Origin of the sequence: Neisseria sp. HMSC067G12 (genome assembly GCF_001812725.1) — a bacterium.
Classification (GTDB): Bacteria; Pseudomonadota; Gammaproteobacteria; order Burkholderiales; family Neisseriaceae; genus Neisseria; species Neisseria perflava.
Window position 1 is genome coordinate 1 of record NZ_KV810205.1, and the last position, 19,056, is coordinate 19,056.

General features: G+C 48.9%; 16 protein-coding genes. 10 read left to right on the plus strand and 6 right to left on the minus strand.

Annotated features, from left to right (window positions below; genetic code table 11):
- From HMPREF2871_RS07160 to HMPREF2871_RS07180, 5 genes are all read left to right on the plus strand, one after another.
- A partial coding sequence (locus HMPREF2871_RS07160) for a toprim domain-containing protein (RefSeq protein WP_210394509.1) occupies positions 1 to 311 on the plus strand: 311 nt, incomplete at its 5' end.
- Complete coding sequence (locus tag HMPREF2871_RS07165; protein WP_070629772.1) at positions 308 to 2,053, plus strand: DUF927 domain-containing protein; 1,746 nt, start codon at positions 308 to 310, stop codon at positions 2,051 to 2,053. The genes HMPREF2871_RS07160 and HMPREF2871_RS07165, both read left to right, overlap by 4 nt.
- Before the next feature lie 169 nt (positions 2,054 to 2,222).
- A complete protein-coding gene (locus HMPREF2871_RS11460; protein ID WP_049344859.1) occupies positions 2,223 to 2,405 on the plus strand; it encodes a type II toxin-antitoxin system HicA family toxin in 183 nt (60 codons plus the stop codon).
- Positions 2,406 to 2,511: 106 nt separating this feature from the next.
- Positions 2,512 to 2,913 carry a type II toxin-antitoxin system HicB family antitoxin gene (locus tag HMPREF2871_RS07170; protein ID WP_049344628.1) on the plus strand — a complete coding sequence of 134 codons (402 nt, stop codon included), beginning with the start codon at positions 2,512 to 2,514 and terminating at the stop codon, positions 2,911 to 2,913.
- A 903-nt stretch (positions 2,914 to 3,816) separates the two neighbouring features.
- Positions 3,817 to 5,157 carry a DUF2868 domain-containing protein gene (locus HMPREF2871_RS07180; RefSeq protein WP_049336242.1) on the plus strand — a complete coding sequence of 447 codons (1,341 nt, stop codon included), beginning with the start codon at positions 3,817 to 3,819 and terminating at the stop codon, positions 5,155 to 5,157.
- A gap of 73 nt (positions 5,158 to 5,230) precedes the next feature.
- Here the strand turns inward: HMPREF2871_RS07180 and HMPREF2871_RS07185 are convergent, their stop codons facing one another.
- From HMPREF2871_RS07185 to grpE, 3 genes are all read right to left on the minus strand, one after another.
- Entirely contained in the window at positions 5,231 to 5,449 is a 219-nt protein-coding gene (locus HMPREF2871_RS07185; RefSeq protein ID WP_049336244.1) for a hypothetical protein, read from the minus strand.
- A gap of 268 nt (positions 5,450 to 5,717) precedes the next feature.
- On the minus strand, positions 5,718 to 7,646 hold the full coding sequence (gene dnaK, locus HMPREF2871_RS07190) for a molecular chaperone DnaK (RefSeq protein WP_049336246.1): 1,929 nt from the start codon (positions 7,644 to 7,646) through the stop codon (positions 5,718 to 5,720).
- 304 nt (positions 7,647 to 7,950) lie between these two features.
- Complete coding sequence (gene grpE, locus HMPREF2871_RS07195) at positions 7,951 to 8,511, minus strand: nucleotide exchange factor GrpE (RefSeq protein ID WP_049336248.1); 561 nt, start codon at positions 8,509 to 8,511, stop codon at positions 7,951 to 7,953.
- A 150-nt stretch (positions 8,512 to 8,661) separates the two neighbouring features.
- Between grpE and cysE the strand changes: the two genes are divergently transcribed.
- A complete protein-coding gene (gene cysE, locus HMPREF2871_RS07200) occupies positions 8,662 to 9,480 on the plus strand; it encodes a serine O-acetyltransferase (protein WP_049331061.1) in 819 nt (272 codons plus the stop codon).
- Positions 9,481 to 9,554: 74 nt separating this feature from the next.
- Here cysE and HMPREF2871_RS07205 read toward each other — a convergent pair whose 3' ends face one another.
- Entirely contained in the window at positions 9,555 to 10,145 is a 591-nt protein-coding gene (locus HMPREF2871_RS07205; RefSeq protein ID WP_049344632.1) for a tyrosine-protein phosphatase, read from the minus strand.
- A gap of 125 nt (positions 10,146 to 10,270) precedes the next feature.
- Between HMPREF2871_RS07205 and mnmC the strand changes: the two genes are divergently transcribed.
- Positions 10,271 to 11,881 carry an FAD-dependent 5-carboxymethylaminomethyl-2-thiouridine(34) oxidoreductase MnmC1 gene (gene mnmC / locus HMPREF2871_RS07210; protein WP_049344633.1) on the plus strand — a complete coding sequence of 537 codons (1,611 nt, stop codon included), beginning with the start codon at positions 10,271 to 10,273 and terminating at the stop codon, positions 11,879 to 11,881.
- Between the two features lie 77 nt (positions 11,882 to 11,958).
- Here the strand turns inward: mnmC and HMPREF2871_RS07215 are convergent, their stop codons facing one another.
- Positions 11,959 to 14,331, minus strand: coding sequence for a TonB-dependent hemoglobin/transferrin/lactoferrin family receptor (locus tag HMPREF2871_RS07215; RefSeq protein ID WP_049344635.1), 2,373 nt, complete (start codon positions 14,329 to 14,331; stop codon positions 11,959 to 11,961).
- Between the two features lie 174 nt (positions 14,332 to 14,505).
- Positions 14,506 to 15,129 (minus strand): biliverdin-producing heme oxygenase, encoded by a 624-nt coding sequence (locus HMPREF2871_RS07220; protein WP_049344636.1) that lies wholly within the window; start codon positions 15,127 to 15,129, stop codon positions 14,506 to 14,508.
- 404 nt (positions 15,130 to 15,533) lie between these two features.
- On the opposite strand from HMPREF2871_RS07220, the gene HMPREF2871_RS07225 reads away from it, so the two are divergent.
- The 3 genes from HMPREF2871_RS07225 to HMPREF2871_RS07235 are packed head-to-tail and all read left to right on the plus strand — an operon-like array spanning position 15,534 to position 19,020.
- Positions 15,534 to 16,844, plus strand: a complete 1,311-nt coding sequence (locus HMPREF2871_RS07225) for a paraquat-inducible protein A (RefSeq protein WP_079453990.1) — start codon at positions 15,534 to 15,536, stop codon at positions 16,842 to 16,844.
- Positions 16,841 to 18,502, plus strand: coding sequence for an intermembrane transport protein PqiB (gene pqiB / locus HMPREF2871_RS07230; protein ID WP_049344638.1), 1,662 nt, complete (start codon positions 16,841 to 16,843; stop codon positions 18,500 to 18,502). The genes HMPREF2871_RS07225 and pqiB overlap by 4 nt, the downstream gene beginning before the upstream one ends.
- Positions 18,502 to 19,020, plus strand: a complete 519-nt coding sequence (locus HMPREF2871_RS07235; protein WP_004520659.1) for a PqiC family protein — start codon at positions 18,502 to 18,504, stop codon at positions 19,018 to 19,020. Before pqiB ends, HMPREF2871_RS07235 begins: the two co-directional genes overlap by 1 nt.
- Positions 19,021 to 19,056 lie beyond the last annotated feature (36 nt).

The window sequence follows — 19,056 nt, forward strand, 5'->3', positions numbered from 1 at the left end:
AGGGCATAGAAACCGCCCTTGCCGCCCGTGAATTATGCAAGGCTTACGATTGGGGCTTATGCGCAGCCTTGAGCGCAAACAGCTTGGCAAATTTTCACTTTTTGAACGGTATAAAAGAAATTGCAATTATTGCCGATAACGACACGCCCCGCCCTGTTGGTTACAGAGCCGCTTGTGACTTGGCAATGCGAGCCTTTAAGCAAGGGATCAGGGCAAAAGTATTGAAAAGCAAAACGCCCGGCTATGACGCATTAGACGAACTGAACGAGAAGAAGCAATCAGACAACCATTTCGGAGGACAGACAGCATGAAAAATACCGAAACAGCGAAGCAGGAAAGCACCAACGATTACAACCTTGAAAATGCCGAGCCATTCCGCCCACGCCCTCACTTTGAAATCGATAATCGGGGCGTATGGTGGGTAAACGTTAGAACCGACAAAGACGGCGATATTATCGAAGCAGAGCCGCTATTTCTTTCCGACCCTATCGACATTATAGGCACGGGGCAAGACAATGACGGCGCGTATTATCAGATTATCAAGTTTAAAGACAAAATCACACGCCGGCATAAAACCGCCGCCCTACCACAAGCAGAAATCGGCACAGTTCAAGGCTGGCAGCGTTTGCAGAATTTCGGCCTAGTCATCATGAGCGGGCGGGCAAAAAGGGAAAAACTGGCAGACTATTTGCAGAAAGAGGGAAGCCAGGCGGCCTTTACCATTACCGACCGCGCCGGGTGGAACGGGGAAGCCTACATACTGGCAGGCGGGGAAACCGTTAACGCAGACGGCACAAACATTCTATACAACGGAGACACCAGCCAAAAAGACGGTTACACAGAAAAAGGCAGCCTCAAGGAATGGCAGGATCAGGCCGCGCGATACGCAGAGAACAATAGCCGCCTATGCCTGGCGCTAGGATTAAGCATGGCCGCGCCATTCTTGGCACTTTTGAACGAAGAGGGCGGCGGCTTCCATTTGGCGGGCGATTCATCAAAAGGCAAAACAACCGCCGCGCGGCTTGCCTTGAGTGTATGGGGAGACCCTGAAACCACTAAAGGCAATTGGGACACTACCCCGCTTGGCTTACAGAATTTAGCTTTAGCCCGTAATGATGGCTTGCTAGTGTTAGATGAAATCGGGCAAACAGCCGACCCCCGAAAAATCCCGCAAATGGTTTACAGCGTTATCAACGGCGTTTCAAAAACACAGGGCGCAAAAGATGGCGGCAACCGCAGACAGAAAACATGGCGCAATCTGATACTTTCGACCGGCGAAATAAACCCGGAAAGCCTGATAGGAGACCGCGCCCAATGGAAAGCGGGTAACCATGTTAGATTGCCTGACATACAAGCAGAGGCAAGATATGGCATTTACGACACGTTACACGGCTTCGCAGATGGCGCGAAACTGTCGGAGCATATCAACCAAGCCACAGCCAAGCAACGAGGAACAGCAGGCCGCGCCCTTATCCGCCAAATCCTCAAAGATGGAAAAGAAGCCGCCGCCCAAGCCGTAGAAGCTAGCCGCGCCCGATTCCTTGAGACCTTACCACCAATGGAGGGACAGGCGCGAAGAATTGCCCGCCGCTTCGCCCTTTTGGCCGCCGTCTTGGAATATGCCGCCCCTATTACCGGCATGAGACAAGGAGCAGGAGAAGCAGGAGTAAGGCAGTGTTTCAATGAATGGCTTGAAGAAAACGGCACAGGAAACCGCGAAGACCGCCGAATCATTGAGCAAGTAACCGCCTTTATGGACGTTAACGCCCTATCTATGCGCTTTTCAGACTGGAACGCCCAAACCACAAACCAAAATCACGCAGGTTATCGGAAACAAGAGGGAAGCATAGATGAATATTGGATAATCCCCTTTACCTTTGAAAATGAAGTCTGTAAAGGATATAGCCTGCGTAAAGTGTGTGAAGTCCTACATGATCACGAATGGTTAAAAAAAGCCGATAACGGCAGATGGCAACACCAGCGCAAACGCAACGGCAGTGCAAGCCGATTCTATGTTTTGATGGGAGAAGCCCCGCCCGACTTTGACGAATAACCAAGAGCAAGCCCGCTATTACCGACAATGGCGGGCTTTTCTTTTTGCCAATTTGTGAAAGCGTCAAAATATTTACACACAAATACACACTTAAATTTGACAATAAATAGAATAGTGTGTATTATTACACACATGGCAGACGTGCCATGTTTTGGGTTAGGAGAGGTAATTGAATAGTCTAGACGTTATCGCTCTACTCAAACAGGATGGTTGGTATAAAGTTGCACAATCTGGGAGCCATTCGCAATACAAGCACCCAACAAAAAAAGGTCGTGTAACAGTGCCACATCCCAAAAAAGACTTGCCTATAGGTACGGTAAAAAATATCTTTAAGCAAGCCGGTTTGAAGTAAGAGCAAGCAGCGGGGAAACCCGCTGCCCTTCTTCTAACCAAATAATCAAGGGCATCTCACGCCCCCCCTCGACACAAAGAATACTAAAACGACAAAAGGACTAAAAATGTTTATCCCTGCCGCTTTGCACAAAGACAGTCATTCGGCATATGGCGTAACCATTCCTGACTTACCGGGCTGCTTCTCTTATGGCGACACTATTGAAGAAGCTATCGCAAATGCCCGTTCTGCCGCCTATATGCATATTGATGGCATGATTGAAGATGGAGAGTTTAAAAATCTTTCCGTAAGCAATATTGCCGATTTAAGCCAAGAGTCTGATTATGATGGCGCAACATGGGTAATGATTGAAATTGACCCAGCCAAAATCAGCCAACAGCAAGTTAGATTTAATGTCAGCTGGCCGCAGTATCTGCTTGATAGAGTGGATGAATATACATCCGCAAATCATGAAACCCGCAGCGGTTTTTTAGCCAAAGCCGCCCTGATCGCCATGAATCAGGCATAGCCCACCCCATTCAACCCGCCCGCATAATGCGGGCTTTTTTTCGTCTAAACATTCAGGCAGACCAACCAAGAGAGAATAAAATCGACAGGAAGCCCCTAAATTTCAAAAATTAGAGCCTTTCACGCCTTTCCCTATACCTACCCTACCCAATCAATGAAACACGCTTACAGCGCAATTATGCCCTATTCCCGCCATATCTACCAAAAAGGCTACAGGTGTAGTCATATGCCTACACCCGTATGTGGAATAAATAATTTCAAGACCAATACGCGCGCGCGTAATCATGCAGCATAAGAATACAGCCATGTTTCTTAACGTTTTTTTATACCAATACGCGCGTAATCATGCAGCCCCTTGAATTTTTAGAGTCCATAAAAAGAAAGCAAAAAACGGCGGGTAACCGCTTAATCGGCACTGGTAGCCAATGACAAAGGCATAACTGGTTACCGCATTATCGTTGATTTATAAGGGTTTTTAGGGGCTGGTAACCAGGTAACCAGAGTAACCAGTGCATTTTGTATATATATAGCGTTTTAAATTTGAGAAAGAAGCCGCCGGCCTAATCACTCAAATAACAACACGCACCAAAAAAAGTTATAATGACCGGCACTAGACTGCTAAATTATTTTTTGACCTTTGCAAAATGTGGTGATATTTGTGGGGATATTTGAATTGCTTTATTATTTTTATAATATAAAACAATGAATTATCTCTTTAGTTCATGTCCCTCCGTCCGCACCACACTCAAAATGAGCAGCTTTCGGGCTGCTTTTTTTACATCTATTCCACTATATACCCTATTCAAAATCAAAACTGCTTTTAATTTTTTGACCTTTGCAAAAAAGGGGTTTATTTGGGGGTATAACAGACGTTTCCACTTATCTTTCAGACGGCCTATCATTTATGTTGAATCCATCGCAAAAACTTGTCGAATTGGTCCGTATCCTTGAAGAACGTGCCTATATTTTTCCGGGAGATCCCGTTCAGGCGACGGAAGCGTTGCGACATATTGATGGCGGCAACGAGGAAAAACTGATACACCGTGCCCAAATTATTGACCGCGACCAGCATTTGAAATATGTGTTGCAACAGGTGGAGACAGGCTCGTTTTGGCTTTGGATTGTTGCGGCGACGTTGTTGTTTACGGTCGGTTTTTCCAGTACTTATCTTTTGATGGACAATCAGGGGCTGAACTTTTTTCTGGTATTGGCCGGGATTTTGGGCATGAATACAGTCATGCTGCTGGTGTGGCTGGCGACTTTATTCCTGCATTTGAAAAATGTGCACTTTATCAGCAGTCCGGCAACTTGGTTCCGAGGCAAAGATCCTGTCAATCAGGCAATTTTGCGGCTTTATGTGGATGAATGGCGCAAACCGCAAACGCGTTGGCTGATTGGTGCAACTTCACACGGTCTGTGGCTATGCACGCTGTCGGGAATGTTGGTTTCTGTTTTGCTGCTGCTTTTGGTGCGTCAATATACGTTCAACTGGGAAAGTACGCTTTTAAGTAATACGGCATTGGTGAAAACGGTTGAGGCTTTGTCATGGCTGCCGGAACGTTTGGGCTTTCCTGTTCCCGACAGTCAGGCAGTAATTGCAGGCCGTCTGAACAATCATATCGAAGATGCACGCGCTTGGGCGGGTTTACTCATCGGCAGCATTATCTGCTATGGCATTCTGCCGCGCTTGCTTGCTTGGCTGGCTTGCAAGATTACTTTAAAAACCCTTCGCGAACGTTTGGATTTGAATCAGCCCTACTATCAAAACATCCTCCGCACATGGCAAACGAAAATTGTCGACGCCGATGATTTTCAGGAAAACATCGTTCCCGTTTCATCTAAAATTACGCTGAATAATGCGCCCAAATGGGCTGTTACACTGGAAACGGAATGGCCTGATCCGCTTTGGTTTTCCGGCGTTTTGGCGCAAGAATGGATAGACAAAGGCGTGGCCGCCGGCAGAAAAGATTTGGAACAATTAGAAGCCGAATTGAAACAAACTCCGGCGCAACTTCTCATCGGCGTACGCACGCAAACTGTTCCCGACCGCGGCATTTTGCGTCAAATCAGCCGCTTGGCCGAAGCTACGGACGGCGGCGTTATCATTCAGCTTTTGAATCAAGACAGTTTCTCTGAAGATTTGGATACCAAACTGGATTATTGGCGCGATGCGCTGGCAGAGAGAAACATTGCCTGGCTGGAGCCGACCCGTTTGGCACAAGAAAAACGGCAAAGCGCTATTTGACAGATAAACCGAAGGCCGTCTGAAAACTGATGTTTGGGTTTCAGACGGCCTTATTTATTGTTGAGGGTTCATCTTAATGATGTTCGTGGCGATGCTCTTGATGATGTTTGGGCTTGGCTGCGTGGTGTTTGGCTTTAGGTGCAGGTTTTTTCATTTTTTGCAGTTTGGCTTTTTCGTGCATACGCTCTTGTTTCGGATGCATTTCGTGTTTGCCGTGTGCAGAAGCGACAGGAGCAAATACCAAGCCGGCAGCCGCAACCATCAAAGAGGTCATTTGAATCAGTTTTTTCATATTTATCTTCTTTCAAGGAGTTGATTTGAGGTAAAAATAAGAATTTATTCGCACTCAAGCGATGGACAAATATTAATGGCTTTGACTGTCAGCTGCTGTCAGCATTCGGCGAAATCTGTTCAAAATTTGGCAATAGAAGTATGGCGACACAATGATGTAGCAAGGTTTTGAAAGTTTACCGTCAATTTTGACAAAACGTCTTTACACATTTCCCAAACGACAAAAAGCGCGAACCTTTCGATTCGCGCTTTTTTTCAGATGGCATCAATTATTTTTTGTCGTCTTTTACTTCTTCAAAGTCGGCATCTACAACGTCGTCGTCTTTCTTAACTGAAGACTCGGCTTGTGCGCCCTCGCCTGCTTGTGCTTCGGCTTGCGCTTGAGCGTAAACCATTTCGCCCAATTTTTGGCTGGCTGCGCCCAAAGCCTCGGCTTTGGCATCGATAGCGGCTTTGTCGTCGCCTTTAACTGCTTCTTCAGCTTCTTTCAACGCAGCTTCGATTTTTTCTTTCTCGGCAGCGTCGAGTTTGTCGCCGTAGTCAGCCAGAGATTTTTTCACAGAGTGAATCAGAGCTTCGGCTTGGTTGCGGGAAGCGACCAATTCAGTCAGTTTTTTATCTTCTTCAGCGTTGGCCTCGGCATCTTTTACCATGCGTTCGATTTCCTCTTCGCTCAAACCTGAAGAACCTTGGATGGTAATGTTGGCTGCTTTGCCAGTACCTTTGTCTTTGGCAGAAACGTGCAAGATACCGTTGGCGTCGATGTCGAAAGTAACTTCAATTTGTGGCATACCGCGTGGTGCAGGTGCGATGTCGGTCAAGTTGAACTGACCCAAAGATTTGTTGGCAGAAGCGCGTTCGCGTTCGCCTTGCAGTACGTGGATGGTTACTGCGCTTTGGTTGTCTTCGGCAGTAGAGAACACTTGAGACGCTTTAGTCGGAATAGTAGTGTTCTTTTGAATCAGCTTGGTCATCACACCGCCCATGGTTTCGATACCCAAAGACAGAGGAGTTACGTCCAGCAGCAATACGTCGCTACGGCCGCCGCTCAATACTTCGCCTTGAATCGCTGCACCTACGGCAACAGCTTCGTCAGGGTTCACGTCTTTACGAGGCTCTTTACCGAAGAAGGCTTTAACGGCTTCTTGTACTTTCGGCATACGGCTTTGACCGCCGACCAAAATCACGTCGTCGATGTCGCTGGTGCTCAAGCCGGCATCTTTCAATGCAACTTTACAAGGCTCGATAGAACGTTGGATCAAGTCTTCAACCAGGCTTTCGAATTTGGCGCGGGTAATTTTCATGGCCAAGTGTTTCGGACCGGTTGCGTCCATAGTGATGTATGGCAGGTTGATTTCAGTTTGCTGACCGCTGGACAATTCGATTTTAGCTTTCTCAGCAGCTTCTTTCAGACGTTGCAGAGCCATTACGTCTTGTTTCAAATCAATGCCTTGTTCTTTTTTGAACTCGTCAATGATGTAGTCGATCAAGCGTTGGTCGAAGTCTTCACCGCCCAAGAAAGTATCGCCGTTGGTAGCCAATACTTCAAATTGTTTGTCGCCGTCGAGGTTGGCGATTTCGATGATGGAGATATCGAAAGTACCGCCACCCAAGTCATATACGGCTACTTTGCGGTCTTTGTTGTCGCCTTTGTCCATACCGAATGCCAAAGCGGCAGCGGTCGGCTCGTTGATGATGCGTTTTACGTCCAAACCTGCGATGCGACCTGCGTCTTTAGTCGCTTGACGTTGACTGTCGTTGAAGTAGGCAGGAACGGTAATCACGGCTTCGGTGACTTTCTCACCCAAGTAAGCTTCAGCGGCTTCTTTCATTTTGCGCAGGACCTCTGCGGAAACTTGCGGCGGAGACAACTCTTTGCCTTGCGCTTTCACCCATGCGTCACCGTTGTTGGCTTTGATGATTTCGAAAGGCATGGATTCGATGTCGCGTTGGACTTCTTTGTCTTCAAATTTATGACCGATCAAACGTTTTACAGCGTAGATGGTGTTTTTAGCGTTGGTTACGGCTTGGCGTTTTGCCGGTGCGCCGACGAGGACTTCGCCGCCGTCCAAATAAGCGATAACGGAAGGAGTGGTGCGTGCACCTTCTGCATTTTCGATGACTTTGGTTTGACCGTTTTCAGAAATGGCCAAACAAGAGTTGGTTGTACCTAAGTCAATACCGATTACTTTTGCCATATTATGTTGCTCCTAATAAATAAACTTTTCTAAATTAATAATCCTGTGGAACATTTCGTTCCGATGGCTTGTAAATAAGGTTGCTTCATTTTTTTTCAAGGCTTAATTTGAATTTTTTTTTAAATTAAATTCAAGTATTTGATTTATTTATCCACAAGCCGTTTATTCTTTTTTCAGATGGCCGGCTTTAATTTTCCGATTCCGGTTTATCGGAATGATTTTCCAATAGCGGAACATCAGGCTTTAAAACCAGATAAGGCCGTCTGAAGATTTTATGCTTGATAAACTTTATCAAGCGGTGCCTTCAATCTTCTTTTTTCGCCACGACAACCATCGCAGGACGCAGCACACGGTCAGATAGTGTGTAGCCTTTTTTCATCACGCTGACGATGGTATTCGGCTCTTGCTCGCTGACGACTGCCTGCATCGCTTGATGTTGGTGCGGATCGAGTTTGTCACCCGGCTGTGGGTTGATTTCTTTAATGTGTGTGGCATCAAATGCTTTTTGCAGCTCGTTCAAAGTCATTTGCACGCCCATTTTCAGGGCATCGAAATTACCGCTTTGGTCGAGCAGCGCCATTTCAAGATAGTCTTTGACAGGCAGCATTTCGGCCGCAAATTTTTGTCCGGCGAATTTATGGGTATCGGCAATTTCTTGCTGATGGCGGCGGCGCAGGTTTTGCTCGTTTGCCAAACCGCGCAACTCGCTGTCTTTGAGTTGGCCTTCCAACTCGGTGACACGCGCCTGAAGCTCTTCGTAAGTCGGTTCTGCTTGTTCGGTTTCAACGGTTTCGGCAGTTTCTACGGCTGCCGCTTCTTCTGCTTCGTGTTGATGTTGTTCGTTATGCTCCGTCATTTCTGACATCCTTTTAGCGTGTTGATATTCGATGTTTCATATATAAGGCCGTCTGAAAAAACTTCAAGCATTTGAACGTCGATTATCAAATGCCTTGTTAAAAGACGTTGGAAAACGGTAAGATAGCCATCTGATTTTATTCTTCAGACGGCCTCGAATATGAAAAAAGACCATTTGAATTCAACCGATTTTAATCTGTGGCACACCATCCGCGAAGAAACCGAAGCTGCCGCCGCGGCCGAACCGATGCTGGCAAGCTTCCTGCATCAAACCGTGTTGCGCCACGATTCGCTCGATTCGGTACTTGCCTACCATCTTTCCAGCAAGCTCGGCAGCCCGATTATGGATGTGCGCGCGCTGTTTGAAATTTATCAGCAGGCTTTGAGCGTGGACACCCGTATCAGCAAATGTGTCGAGGCCGACTTGAAAGCCATTTACGAGCGCGATCCGGCTTGTGACGAATATTCGCTGCCGCTGTTGTATTTCAAAGGCTTCCACGCCGTACAGGCACACCGCATCAACCACTGGCTCTATCAAAACGGCCGTAAAACGCTGGCGTATTTCCTGCAAAACCGCATGTCGGAAGTCTTCGGTGTCGACATTCACCCGGCCGCCCGTTTCGGTCACGGTTTAATGCTCGACCATGCCACCGGTTTTGTGGCCGGCGAAACCGCCGTCTTAGGCAACAATATTTCCATCCTCCACGGCGTAACGCTGGGTGGTTCGGGCAAAGAAAGCGGCGACCGCCACCCGAAAATCGGCGACGGCGTGATGATTGGTGCGAACGCTTCGATTTTGGGCAATATCCGCATCGGCAAAAATGCCAAAATCGGCGCAGGCAGCGTGGTGGTTGCCGACGTACCGTCTTCGATTACCGTCGTCGGCGTACCGGCCAAACCGGTCGGCCGCTCTTCCAAAACCCCTTCTGCCGATATGGATCAAAGCATTCAATTATCATCTACGGATTTTGTGATTTAAACCGTCTGTCATTAAAAAGGCCGTCTGAAAAAACAAATCTTTCAGACGGCCTTTTTATGTTTTGAATCTTGGCGTCAACCGCGTTTGCGCAAGGCTTCCAAATGCGTTTTAACCTGCTTGACTTTCTCTTCGGTAAACAGCTTGGCAATGTTTTTCCAAATGCTGTGATAACCGTAAGGCCCGTGTTGCATTTCGGCTTTTGCCTCTTCCACCGGCCAGCCTTGATAAATGATGCGGTACATTCCGGCAATCAAACCGGTACGGTCCGCACCGTGATAACAATGGATGAGTACCGCGCCGTTTTGCTGTTGTTTTTCAATCAGGTATAGGATTTCCGCAATCTCTTTCGGCTTAATGCTCCATGACAGCAACGGACGGTTTAACAAGGTTAAACCATACGCCTTCAAATGGTCGTCATCGTTGCGGTCGAAAAAGCGCAGGTTGATCACGCTTTGAATGCCCAGCTTGACAATGGCTTCGCCATCTTCGGCAACAGGCTGCTCGCTGCGGTAAAGCTTGTCATCGATGCGATAAAGGTTGGCATCGTGTTTGATGGGGGTTGCCCAACGTTCGGACTGAACGGCTTTGTTGCCGTTATCCGGCGGCGCGGACGAGCAAGCGATGGGCAAGCCGGAAGCGAGAAGGCACAATAAAAGACGGCGCATAAAATTCCTGTATGAAAATCAATGGGAAAACAAATATCGAAAGATTTTATCAAAACCCGTCCGGATATTCTATCTGCGCAAACCGCGTTACAATAAAGCCTCTTTTTTTCAGACGGCCTTTCATCATGACCTGCCTTGCTTGGAACACCACGCCTTCCCTTGCTACCCTTTGCCGCGCCATCGAACAACATACCGCGCCGCTTTATTTGATTGTCTGCCTGCCTGAAAACCATATTCCCGATTTTCCATTATCGAATCAGCCATCCGAGCTTGAAGGCCGTCTGAACAACCGCCTCGTTCAAGCCATGAAATGTCTTCAATTCAACAGCGTCAATATTTTGGAAAACCTATTGCCTGATGTGCATCTCTGGCTGGTTCCTCCACACCGTGCCGACTGCTTACACGAACATTTCCATCATATCGAATGGCAAACCGAAGCCATATCCCAAGCACACCCCTCTCCTCTGAAACCTTGGTTCAGACGGCCTGAACATCAAGCCGCGCCCGAACACGTACTGATTATAGGCGCAGGCATTGCCGGCGCGGCAACCGCGCGCAAACTAGCAGAGCACGGCATACGCGTTACGGTTTTGGAGGCAGGCAAAGCGGCACAGGCAGGCAGCGGCAACCGCCAAGGCTTGCTCTACGCCAAAATCTCGCCACACGATACCGAACAAACCGAGCTGTTGCTGACAGGCTACGGCTACACGCGCCGATTGCTGGAAGACTTGCTGCCCGACTCCAACGCATGGGGTGGAGACGGCGTATTGCATTTAAACTTTGACGACAGCGAACGCAAACGCAATCAGGCCTTAGGTTTGCAACACCAGCATAAACACCTCTACCGCAGCGTATCCGCCGAAGAGGCTGCGCACATTGCAGGCATAGACGTATTTTCAGACGGCCTTTACTGGCCGCAAGGCGTATGGCTGAATCCGCCCGCCGTCGTGCATACCTTATTAAATCATCCGCTGATTGAGTTGCACGAACACTCGCCGCTGACCGCCATATCGCATGACGGCACACAATGGACGGCACACACACCGGACGCACATTTCAACGCCAGCCATATCGTTTACTGTATGGGTGCGCATAGCCCGAATGCCGCCGACACCAACGTCTCCGTCCTGCCTTTCCGCCAAATCCGCGGCCAAACCGGCGTTGTGTCCGCCAGCCCGTTTTCACAAAAGCTGCGTTGCGCCATTTCCGGAGAAAGCTACATCAGCCCGAGCTGGCAAGGCCGCCACTGCTACGGCGCGACATTTATCCTCAACAGCAACGATGAAACTTGGTATCCACACGAAGAAGCCGACAACCGCGCCGCCCTGCACCAGCTTAATCCGCCATTGGCACAATCCCTGTTTTCAGACGGCCTGCAAACTCCCCCGCTCCAATCCACACAAGGCCATGCCGCCCTGCGTTGCGACAGCCTCGACCACTTGCCCGTTGTCGGCGCACTCGGCGACATCGCCGCCATACAGTCCGCCTACGCCAAACTGGCATTGGACAAAAACTACCGCCTCGACAATATCCCCTGCCCTTACCTGCCCCATGCCTACATCAATACGGCACACGGCACACGCGGCCTGGCGACAGCCCCCATCTGCGCCGCCGCCATTGCAGCCGAAATACTCGGCTTGCCGCATCCGCTATCGCAAAAGCTGAGAACCGCGCTACACCCCAACCGCGCCATCATCCGCGCGATTGTTCGGCAGCAGCCGTTGTTATCCGTTTAAAGATTTCGTTTTAAATAAAAAAGGCCGTCTGAAAGTCATCAAAACTTTCAGACGGCCTTTGGCTATCCGTTAACTGCTTAGAATTTCCATTCCAGCGATACAGCGTAATTGCGGCCTGGGGCGCGGTAGCGGTCTAAGCCTTTGCCATCGCGGTCAACCCCGTTGGTTGTGCTGTAGCTGTACAGGCCGCGCAGGGAGTCCCAAGTGGTGTATTTGCGGTTGAACATATTGTACACACCGGCACGCAAAGTCAGGTTTTTAGCCGGTTTGTAGAAGCCGTACATATCAAACACATAAGCCGATTTGTTCAGCCATGGGTAATCTACTACTTTTTCTTGCAAAGGCGTACCCCAACCAGTGTTTTCAAACACGGTATATTGAGCGTCTTTGGCCTTTTTCGCTCCCAGATAGGTCAAGCGGGAGAACACACCCCATTTTTCGCTCGGGCTTTCGTAATCGACACCGGCAATCACTTTCAGCGGCTGAGTGGACAGCAGGCTGTTGTTGCCTGACAGTTTGCTCTTCGCGTAACCGACAGAACCAAACAATTTCCAGCCTTCAGGTACAAAAGAAACCACTTGACCTAAATTCAGACGGCCTGTCAGCTCAAGACCACGGATTCGGGCCTTGTCGATGTTTTGCATCTGCCATTCCAGTTTTTCGGAATAAGGATCGCTGCAAATACCATAGTAGTAATTCATCTGAGTACAGCCGACATCGCCGCTGGTGGTCAGCTTCTGCTCTTCAGACAGGAAGTTGCGGTAATTGCTTTGATACAGGTTGGCATCCAAAGTGCCTTTTTCGCTGCGGCCTTGCAGAGAAAGGGTATGGGTGGTGCTGCGCTCGGCTTTCAGGTTCGGATTAGGCAACCAGGTACCTGAGCCGTGGTTGTAAGTGAAATACACTTCAGACGCATTCGGCACGCGGAAACCGGAAGTTACATCGTAACCCAAACGCCATGTCTGACTCAGCTGTGCAGCCAAGCCGACAAAACCGCTCCAGCCTTTATAAGTGTTGGCTGCAGGTGGTGTTTTGTCACAAGCATGACACTCGGCATTCAGTTGCTGCGGCGTCATTTTGGTGTAGTCGTAACGGATACCTGCGCGGCTGCTGAACACGTCGTTCCATTGGATTTGGTCAGACAGAGAGAAACCGTAGTTGGTGGTTTTCACAGGGTGTTGAATCGAGCTGGTCGTGCGCAAAATACGGCCGCTGAAGTAGTAATCGTCGCGGTTTAAGTTTTCAAACTCACGTTGGCTGGCAAATGTTTTAAACGACAGGCGGTGTTGCCCGCCCAGTTGCAACGGCTGGCTGTCCATACGCAGCGTAATGCGTTTGAAGGTTGTATCCATGCTGCGGTTGTAGATTTCGTCCAAATCCTTCTGGTTGTAGTTGCGCGTCCAGGTGGAATAATCCATCGGGAACGAGCCTTTGTAGTTAACTGCCGCCACTTTGGTTTTCTGATAATCGAAGTCCACCTTCAACAACGACAACCAATTTGAATCAGGCGTCCATTCGTAAAACAGGTTAGCATTGCGCCGTCTGTTGACATCGTCGGCTTCGCGCCAAGAAGAAGCGGTCAGGTTATAAGACTCTTCAGTCGTGTAATTGTGGCCCTGCTGACCGTTGAGCGATGCTCCGATACGGTGGTTGTCGTTGATTTGATAAGCAATCTTACCCAAGAAGCTGTGGTATTTATGTTTGGACGGATCAGGAATACCGCGCGCAGAACCACGGATATTCGCTCCGCTTCCGGCACCCTCTACCGGATAGCCACGCTCACCCGCACTTTCGGTCTCATGACCGCGACGTTGCGAATACAGCAAAGCAGCATCCACGCGGTCGTTGCTCACGCCGAAACCGAGTGTATTTGTCCATTCGCGGTTGCGGCTGCTGTAACCGTTTTTCATCATCACGCCAAACTGACGCTCAGGCAACAGCAAATCATGACCTTGCAGGGTTTGGTAATTCACGCCGCCACCCAATGCACCGCTACCGGTATTGAAAGAGTCTGCGCCCTTCACGATTTCGATGTTGCGCACGAGTTCGGGGTCGATAGACAGACGCGAGCTGTTGAAGTTGCCATAACGGGCATACAGCGAGTTTTCTTCAGAATCAGGCAGGTTTACGCCGTCAATGCTGACGCCGACACGGTTGCCTTCCACGCCGCGTACGGCAAAGCCTTTTTGATGGCGGCCACTGTCGCTCAAGCCAACGTCGGTGGAATAACGTACCAAGTCTTTGTTGTCACGTACCATTTCTTGTTGGATACGGCCAAGGTTGACACGTTCCACGGCTGCAGGCGCATTGCGCTGACCTTTAACGCGGACTTCTTTTATCTCTGCTTTAACGGGTGTGGTTTCAGTTGCAGCTTCATCTGCTGCCAAGACCGGGGTGCCAAAAATACTGCCGACCAGCGCGGCAATAGGGAGCATTTGTAATGGTTTCATATTATCAACTCAAGATGTAATGGATTGTTCATCCATCAGTTAATGCATAAAAAATTTCTGATAATCATTAATGATTAATAAGACAGCAACCCGTTCAAACAAAACTTTGTTGTGTAATTAAAGGCCCCTGCAAACATCTATGCCGAGACCTTGTCTGTTTGATTTAATTATTTTTTAGAGTCTGTGCGGCGTCATACCTTCAGGCGCTTCCGCACCTTCCGGCAAACCGAAGGTTTCACGCAGAATCACTTTATAGAATTCAAAAGCTTCGCGCGCGCCTTGAATGGCTTCCGCTTCAGCTTCCGGAGTCAAGTTCAAAGCGTTCAGATGCTCGACAAAAGCGCGCCAGTGTTTGCCGCGGCCGTTCGGATGAGGGGCCAGGTGGCGTGCGCCGAATTCGCCGTTGTATTCGAGTTTTTGAGCGTGTTTGAACAAGAATGCCGCGCCCAAATTAGAACCTTCGGCGCAATACAGCCAGCCGATGGCTTTATTGCCGGTTTCGTGTGGCAATTCTTTGTCAAATTTGTAAGGCTCTTCGCCCAAGTCTTTCAAGTCTTGAGTCACGGCATCGTAACGCGCCATGTATTCAAGCTCTGGAATGGCTTTGTTCAATTCGGCATCTTTATAGATGTGATCGACGGCCTTATGGAAAACAGATTGAAGTTTCAAGAATTTGATGTAGTTTTCTTTGCTGGAAAAAGGCTGAACGGACATAACCAAGTTATCAACACTGTCGTGCGTTGTCGTGGTTTGCTCTTTCAAGCGTTTGGCGAAAGTCAGCTCTTGTGTTTCACTCATGATGTTTCCTTTGAATTAAGAGACTAATGGTTTCAGACGGCCTTTATAGTTAAAAATACCGTCTAATTTGAAAAGAATCGTTTTAAAAACAAAGAAGATAACTTTTAACCTGCTTCAGATTCGTTGACCGCGTACCTTCCACAGATCTACAAGGCTCATCGTGTTTTTAAGGAATGAAAATATATATTATTTTTATCCTAATGGCAATAAACCAAACTAAGACCTATTAATAAAATTTAACGGTCCATAGCAATAACCTTCTAAACCCTTTTCAAACTTTTCAGACGGCCCAAACCTTATTAAGCAGCTGCCATTCAATCAAATATCGACCTAAATTTGAGCTATCCTTCTGTTTTCCTTTATAATGCGACACTCTTTGCACCTTCTTTATCCCCTGCCGAACCATGAAACGGATTCCTGCCTACCATCGTTGGTGGCGCTACAAGTCTTATCTTCCTGATGCGACGCTGCCTGCACATACGGTGGAATGCCCGGATTGCGGCTGCCGTATGGATATTCCGCGCCTGCGTCAGGGACAGGAAGCGCATTGTCCGGTATGCAACCATGAAATTGTGGAAGTAGAAAACAATCCGTATATCGCGCCGATTGCCTATGCGCTGACAACCTTGATTCTGATGGCTTTCGCCTACAATATGGTGTATATCCGTGTGGATTTGTTCGGCGTGACATCGATTTTGTCGTTGCCGCAAATGATGCGGCTTTTGATTTCGCTGGATTATGGTTTTCTGGCGGAAGTGATGTTTATCCTCACCTTCGGCGCGCCTTTACTGTTTTTACTGCTCTGCCTGTATGTTTATACGGCTTTGATACGCGAAAAGGCCTACCCTGCGCTGCGCTTTGCGACGCGTGTATTGGTGCGGTTACGTCATTGGATCATGGTGGATGTGTTTTTCATTTCCACTTTGGTGGCGTATATCAAGCTCTCGTCCGTTGCTACAGTAGAGTTCGGCTCGGCGTTTTACCTGATGTTTCCGTTGTCGGTCATGCTGATTCGGACTTCGGTATCGATTCCGCAGCATTGGGTTTATTATAAGATTCACCGTTTAACCGGCGGCCATGCGGTTCAGACGGCCACTGAAGACAAAATCTGTTGCAGCCGCTGCCTGTATTTCCGCAATAAAAACGAGCAACCTTGCGGCGTATGCGGTGCAGACTTATACCGCCGCCGCCCGAAAAGTCTGAGCATTTCGCTGGCGTTTTTAATGGCGGCGTTTATCCTGTATTTCCCTGCCAACATCCTGCCGATTATGATTTCGTCCAATCCGACGGCTTTGGAGATCAACACGATTTTCAACGGCATTGTTTATATGTGGGACGATGGCGATCGGTTGATTGCCGTGATTATCTTTAGTGCCAGTATTATGGTGCCGGTTTTGAAGATTATTGCGATGGCGGTTTTGATTTATTCCGCATACTTCAAACCCGTGATGAGCGCGGAAAAGATGTCGGTTTTGTATCGGATCACCGAATCCATCGGCCGCTGGTCGATGATTGATATTTTTGTGATTATTATTTTGATGAGTTCGTTCCACACCAATATGGCGCGCGTCGTGCCGGGTGGTGCGGCGATTTACTTCTGCCTGGTTGTTATTTTGACCATGCTTTCGGCCTATTATTTCGATCCCCGTCTGATTTGGGACAAGCAACAGCAGCTTTCAGACGGCCTTGATTCTGAGCAGACCTTAAAACAATGAAAAAACACGATTCTTCACCCAATTATCACGCCCCGGCGCGTGTCAAGAAAACCAATGTCTTCACGTCTATCGTGTGGCTGATTCCGCTGATTGCGCTGATTGCCGGCGGCTGGCTTTTGGTTAAAGACATCCGCAACCGCGGCCCTGTCGTTACGCTGTTGATGGACAGTGCCGAAGGCATCGAAGTCAACAACACCATTATTAAAGTGTTGAACGTCGATGTCGGACACGTTACCCGCATCAAATTGCGCGACGACCAAAAAGGCGTGGAAGTCACTGCACAGCTCAGCGCCGATGCCAAAGACCTTATCCGCAGCGATACCCAATTTTGGGTGGTCAAACCACGTATCGACCAAAGCGGCGTTACCGGCTTGGGAACCTTACTTTCCGGCTCATATATCGCATTCACACCAGGCAAAAGCCAAGAAACCAAAGATGTATTTGTCGTCCAAGACATTCCACCGATTGCCGCCATCGGTCAAAGCGGCCTGCGCCTGAATTTGATCGGCAAAAACGACCGCATCCTCAACGTCAGCAGCCCGGTTTTGTATGAAAATTTTATGGTCGGCCAAGTAGAAAGCGCGCATTTCGACCCGTCCGACCAAAGCGTGCATTACACCATTTTCATCCAAAGCCCCAACGACAAACTGATTAATTCCGCCAGCCGTTTTTGGCTGGAAAGTGGCATCAATATCGAAACCACAGGCAGCGGTGTCAAACTTAACTCCGCCCCTCTGCCTGCCCTGCTGTCCGGTGCGATTTCCTTTGACTCGCCTAAAACAAGCGACAGCAAAAACGTCAAAAGCGAAGACAGCTTCACGCTTTATGACAGCCGCAGCGAAGTGGCCAATCTGCCTGACGACCGCTCGCTGTATTACACTGCATTCTTCAAACAATCCGTACGCGGCCTGACTGCCGGTTCGCCTGTCGAATACAAAGGCCTGAATGTCGGCGTGGTTTCCGATGTCCCTTATTTCGACCGCAATGACAGCCTGCACTTATTTGAAAACGGTTGGATTCCCGTGCGTATCCGCATCGAGCCTTCCCGTTTGGAAATCAATGCCGACGAGCAAAGTAAAGAACATTGGAAACAACAATTTCAGACGGCCCTAAACAAAGGCCTGACCGCCACCATCTCCAGTAACAACCTGCTGACCGGCAGCAAAATGATTGAGTTGAACGATCAGCCTTCCGCCTCGCCTAAGCTGCGACCGCATACCGTTTATGCAGGCGATACCGTTATCGCAACCCAAGGCGGCGGTTTGGACGATTTGCAGGCAAAAGTGGCCGACTTGTTAGATAAGTTCAACAATCTGCCATTGGATAAAACCGTTGCCGGCTTGAACGGTTCGCTTGCCGAACTCAAGTCCACACTCAAATCTGCCAATGCCGCCCTAAGCTCTATCGACAAACTGGTCAGCAAACCGCAGACACAAAACATTCCGAACGAGTTGAACCAAACCCTGAAAGAGTTGCGTCAAACCCTGCAAGGCGTATCGCCTCAATCGCCTATCTACGGCGACGTACAAAATACGCTGCAAAGTTTGGACAAAACCTTAAAAGACGTTCAACCCGTGATTAATACTTTGAAAGAAAAACCCAACGCGCTGATTTTTAACAGCAGCAGCAAAGACCCTATCCCGAAAGGAAGCCGATAATGCGCCTCTTCCCGATTGCCGCCGCCCTGACGCTTGCCGCCTGCGGCACTGCGCAAAGCACACAATATTTCGTCCTACCCGACAGCCAGTACATCCGTCCGGCTGCACAAGGCAACGAAATCGCGGTCAAAGTCAACCTTGCCGAACCGCTTGCCAACGGCGGCCTCGTTTACCAAACCGATGCCTATCATGTGAATCTGGCGAAAAACCACCTTTGGGCGGCTCCGCTCGATGGTGCATTGGCGGCAAACCTCAGCAACAAGCTCAACCGCCTCAATCCGCATCGCACCTTTGTGCCTGCTTCACGTAGCCAAAGCAGCCAAACCCTGAAAGTCTATATCGAAGCCTTCCAAGGCAGCTATCAGGGGCAGACCACCATCAGCGGTTATGCACAATGGCCGGACGGACGCAGCAAACCGTTTAACGCCATCACGCCGCAACAAGGCGACGGCTATACCGCCATGCTCGAATCGTTGGAAAACGGTTTGTCACAGGTTGCCGATACGATTGCCTATTAAACCCAAAGGCCGTCTGAAAAAACTTTCAGACGGCCT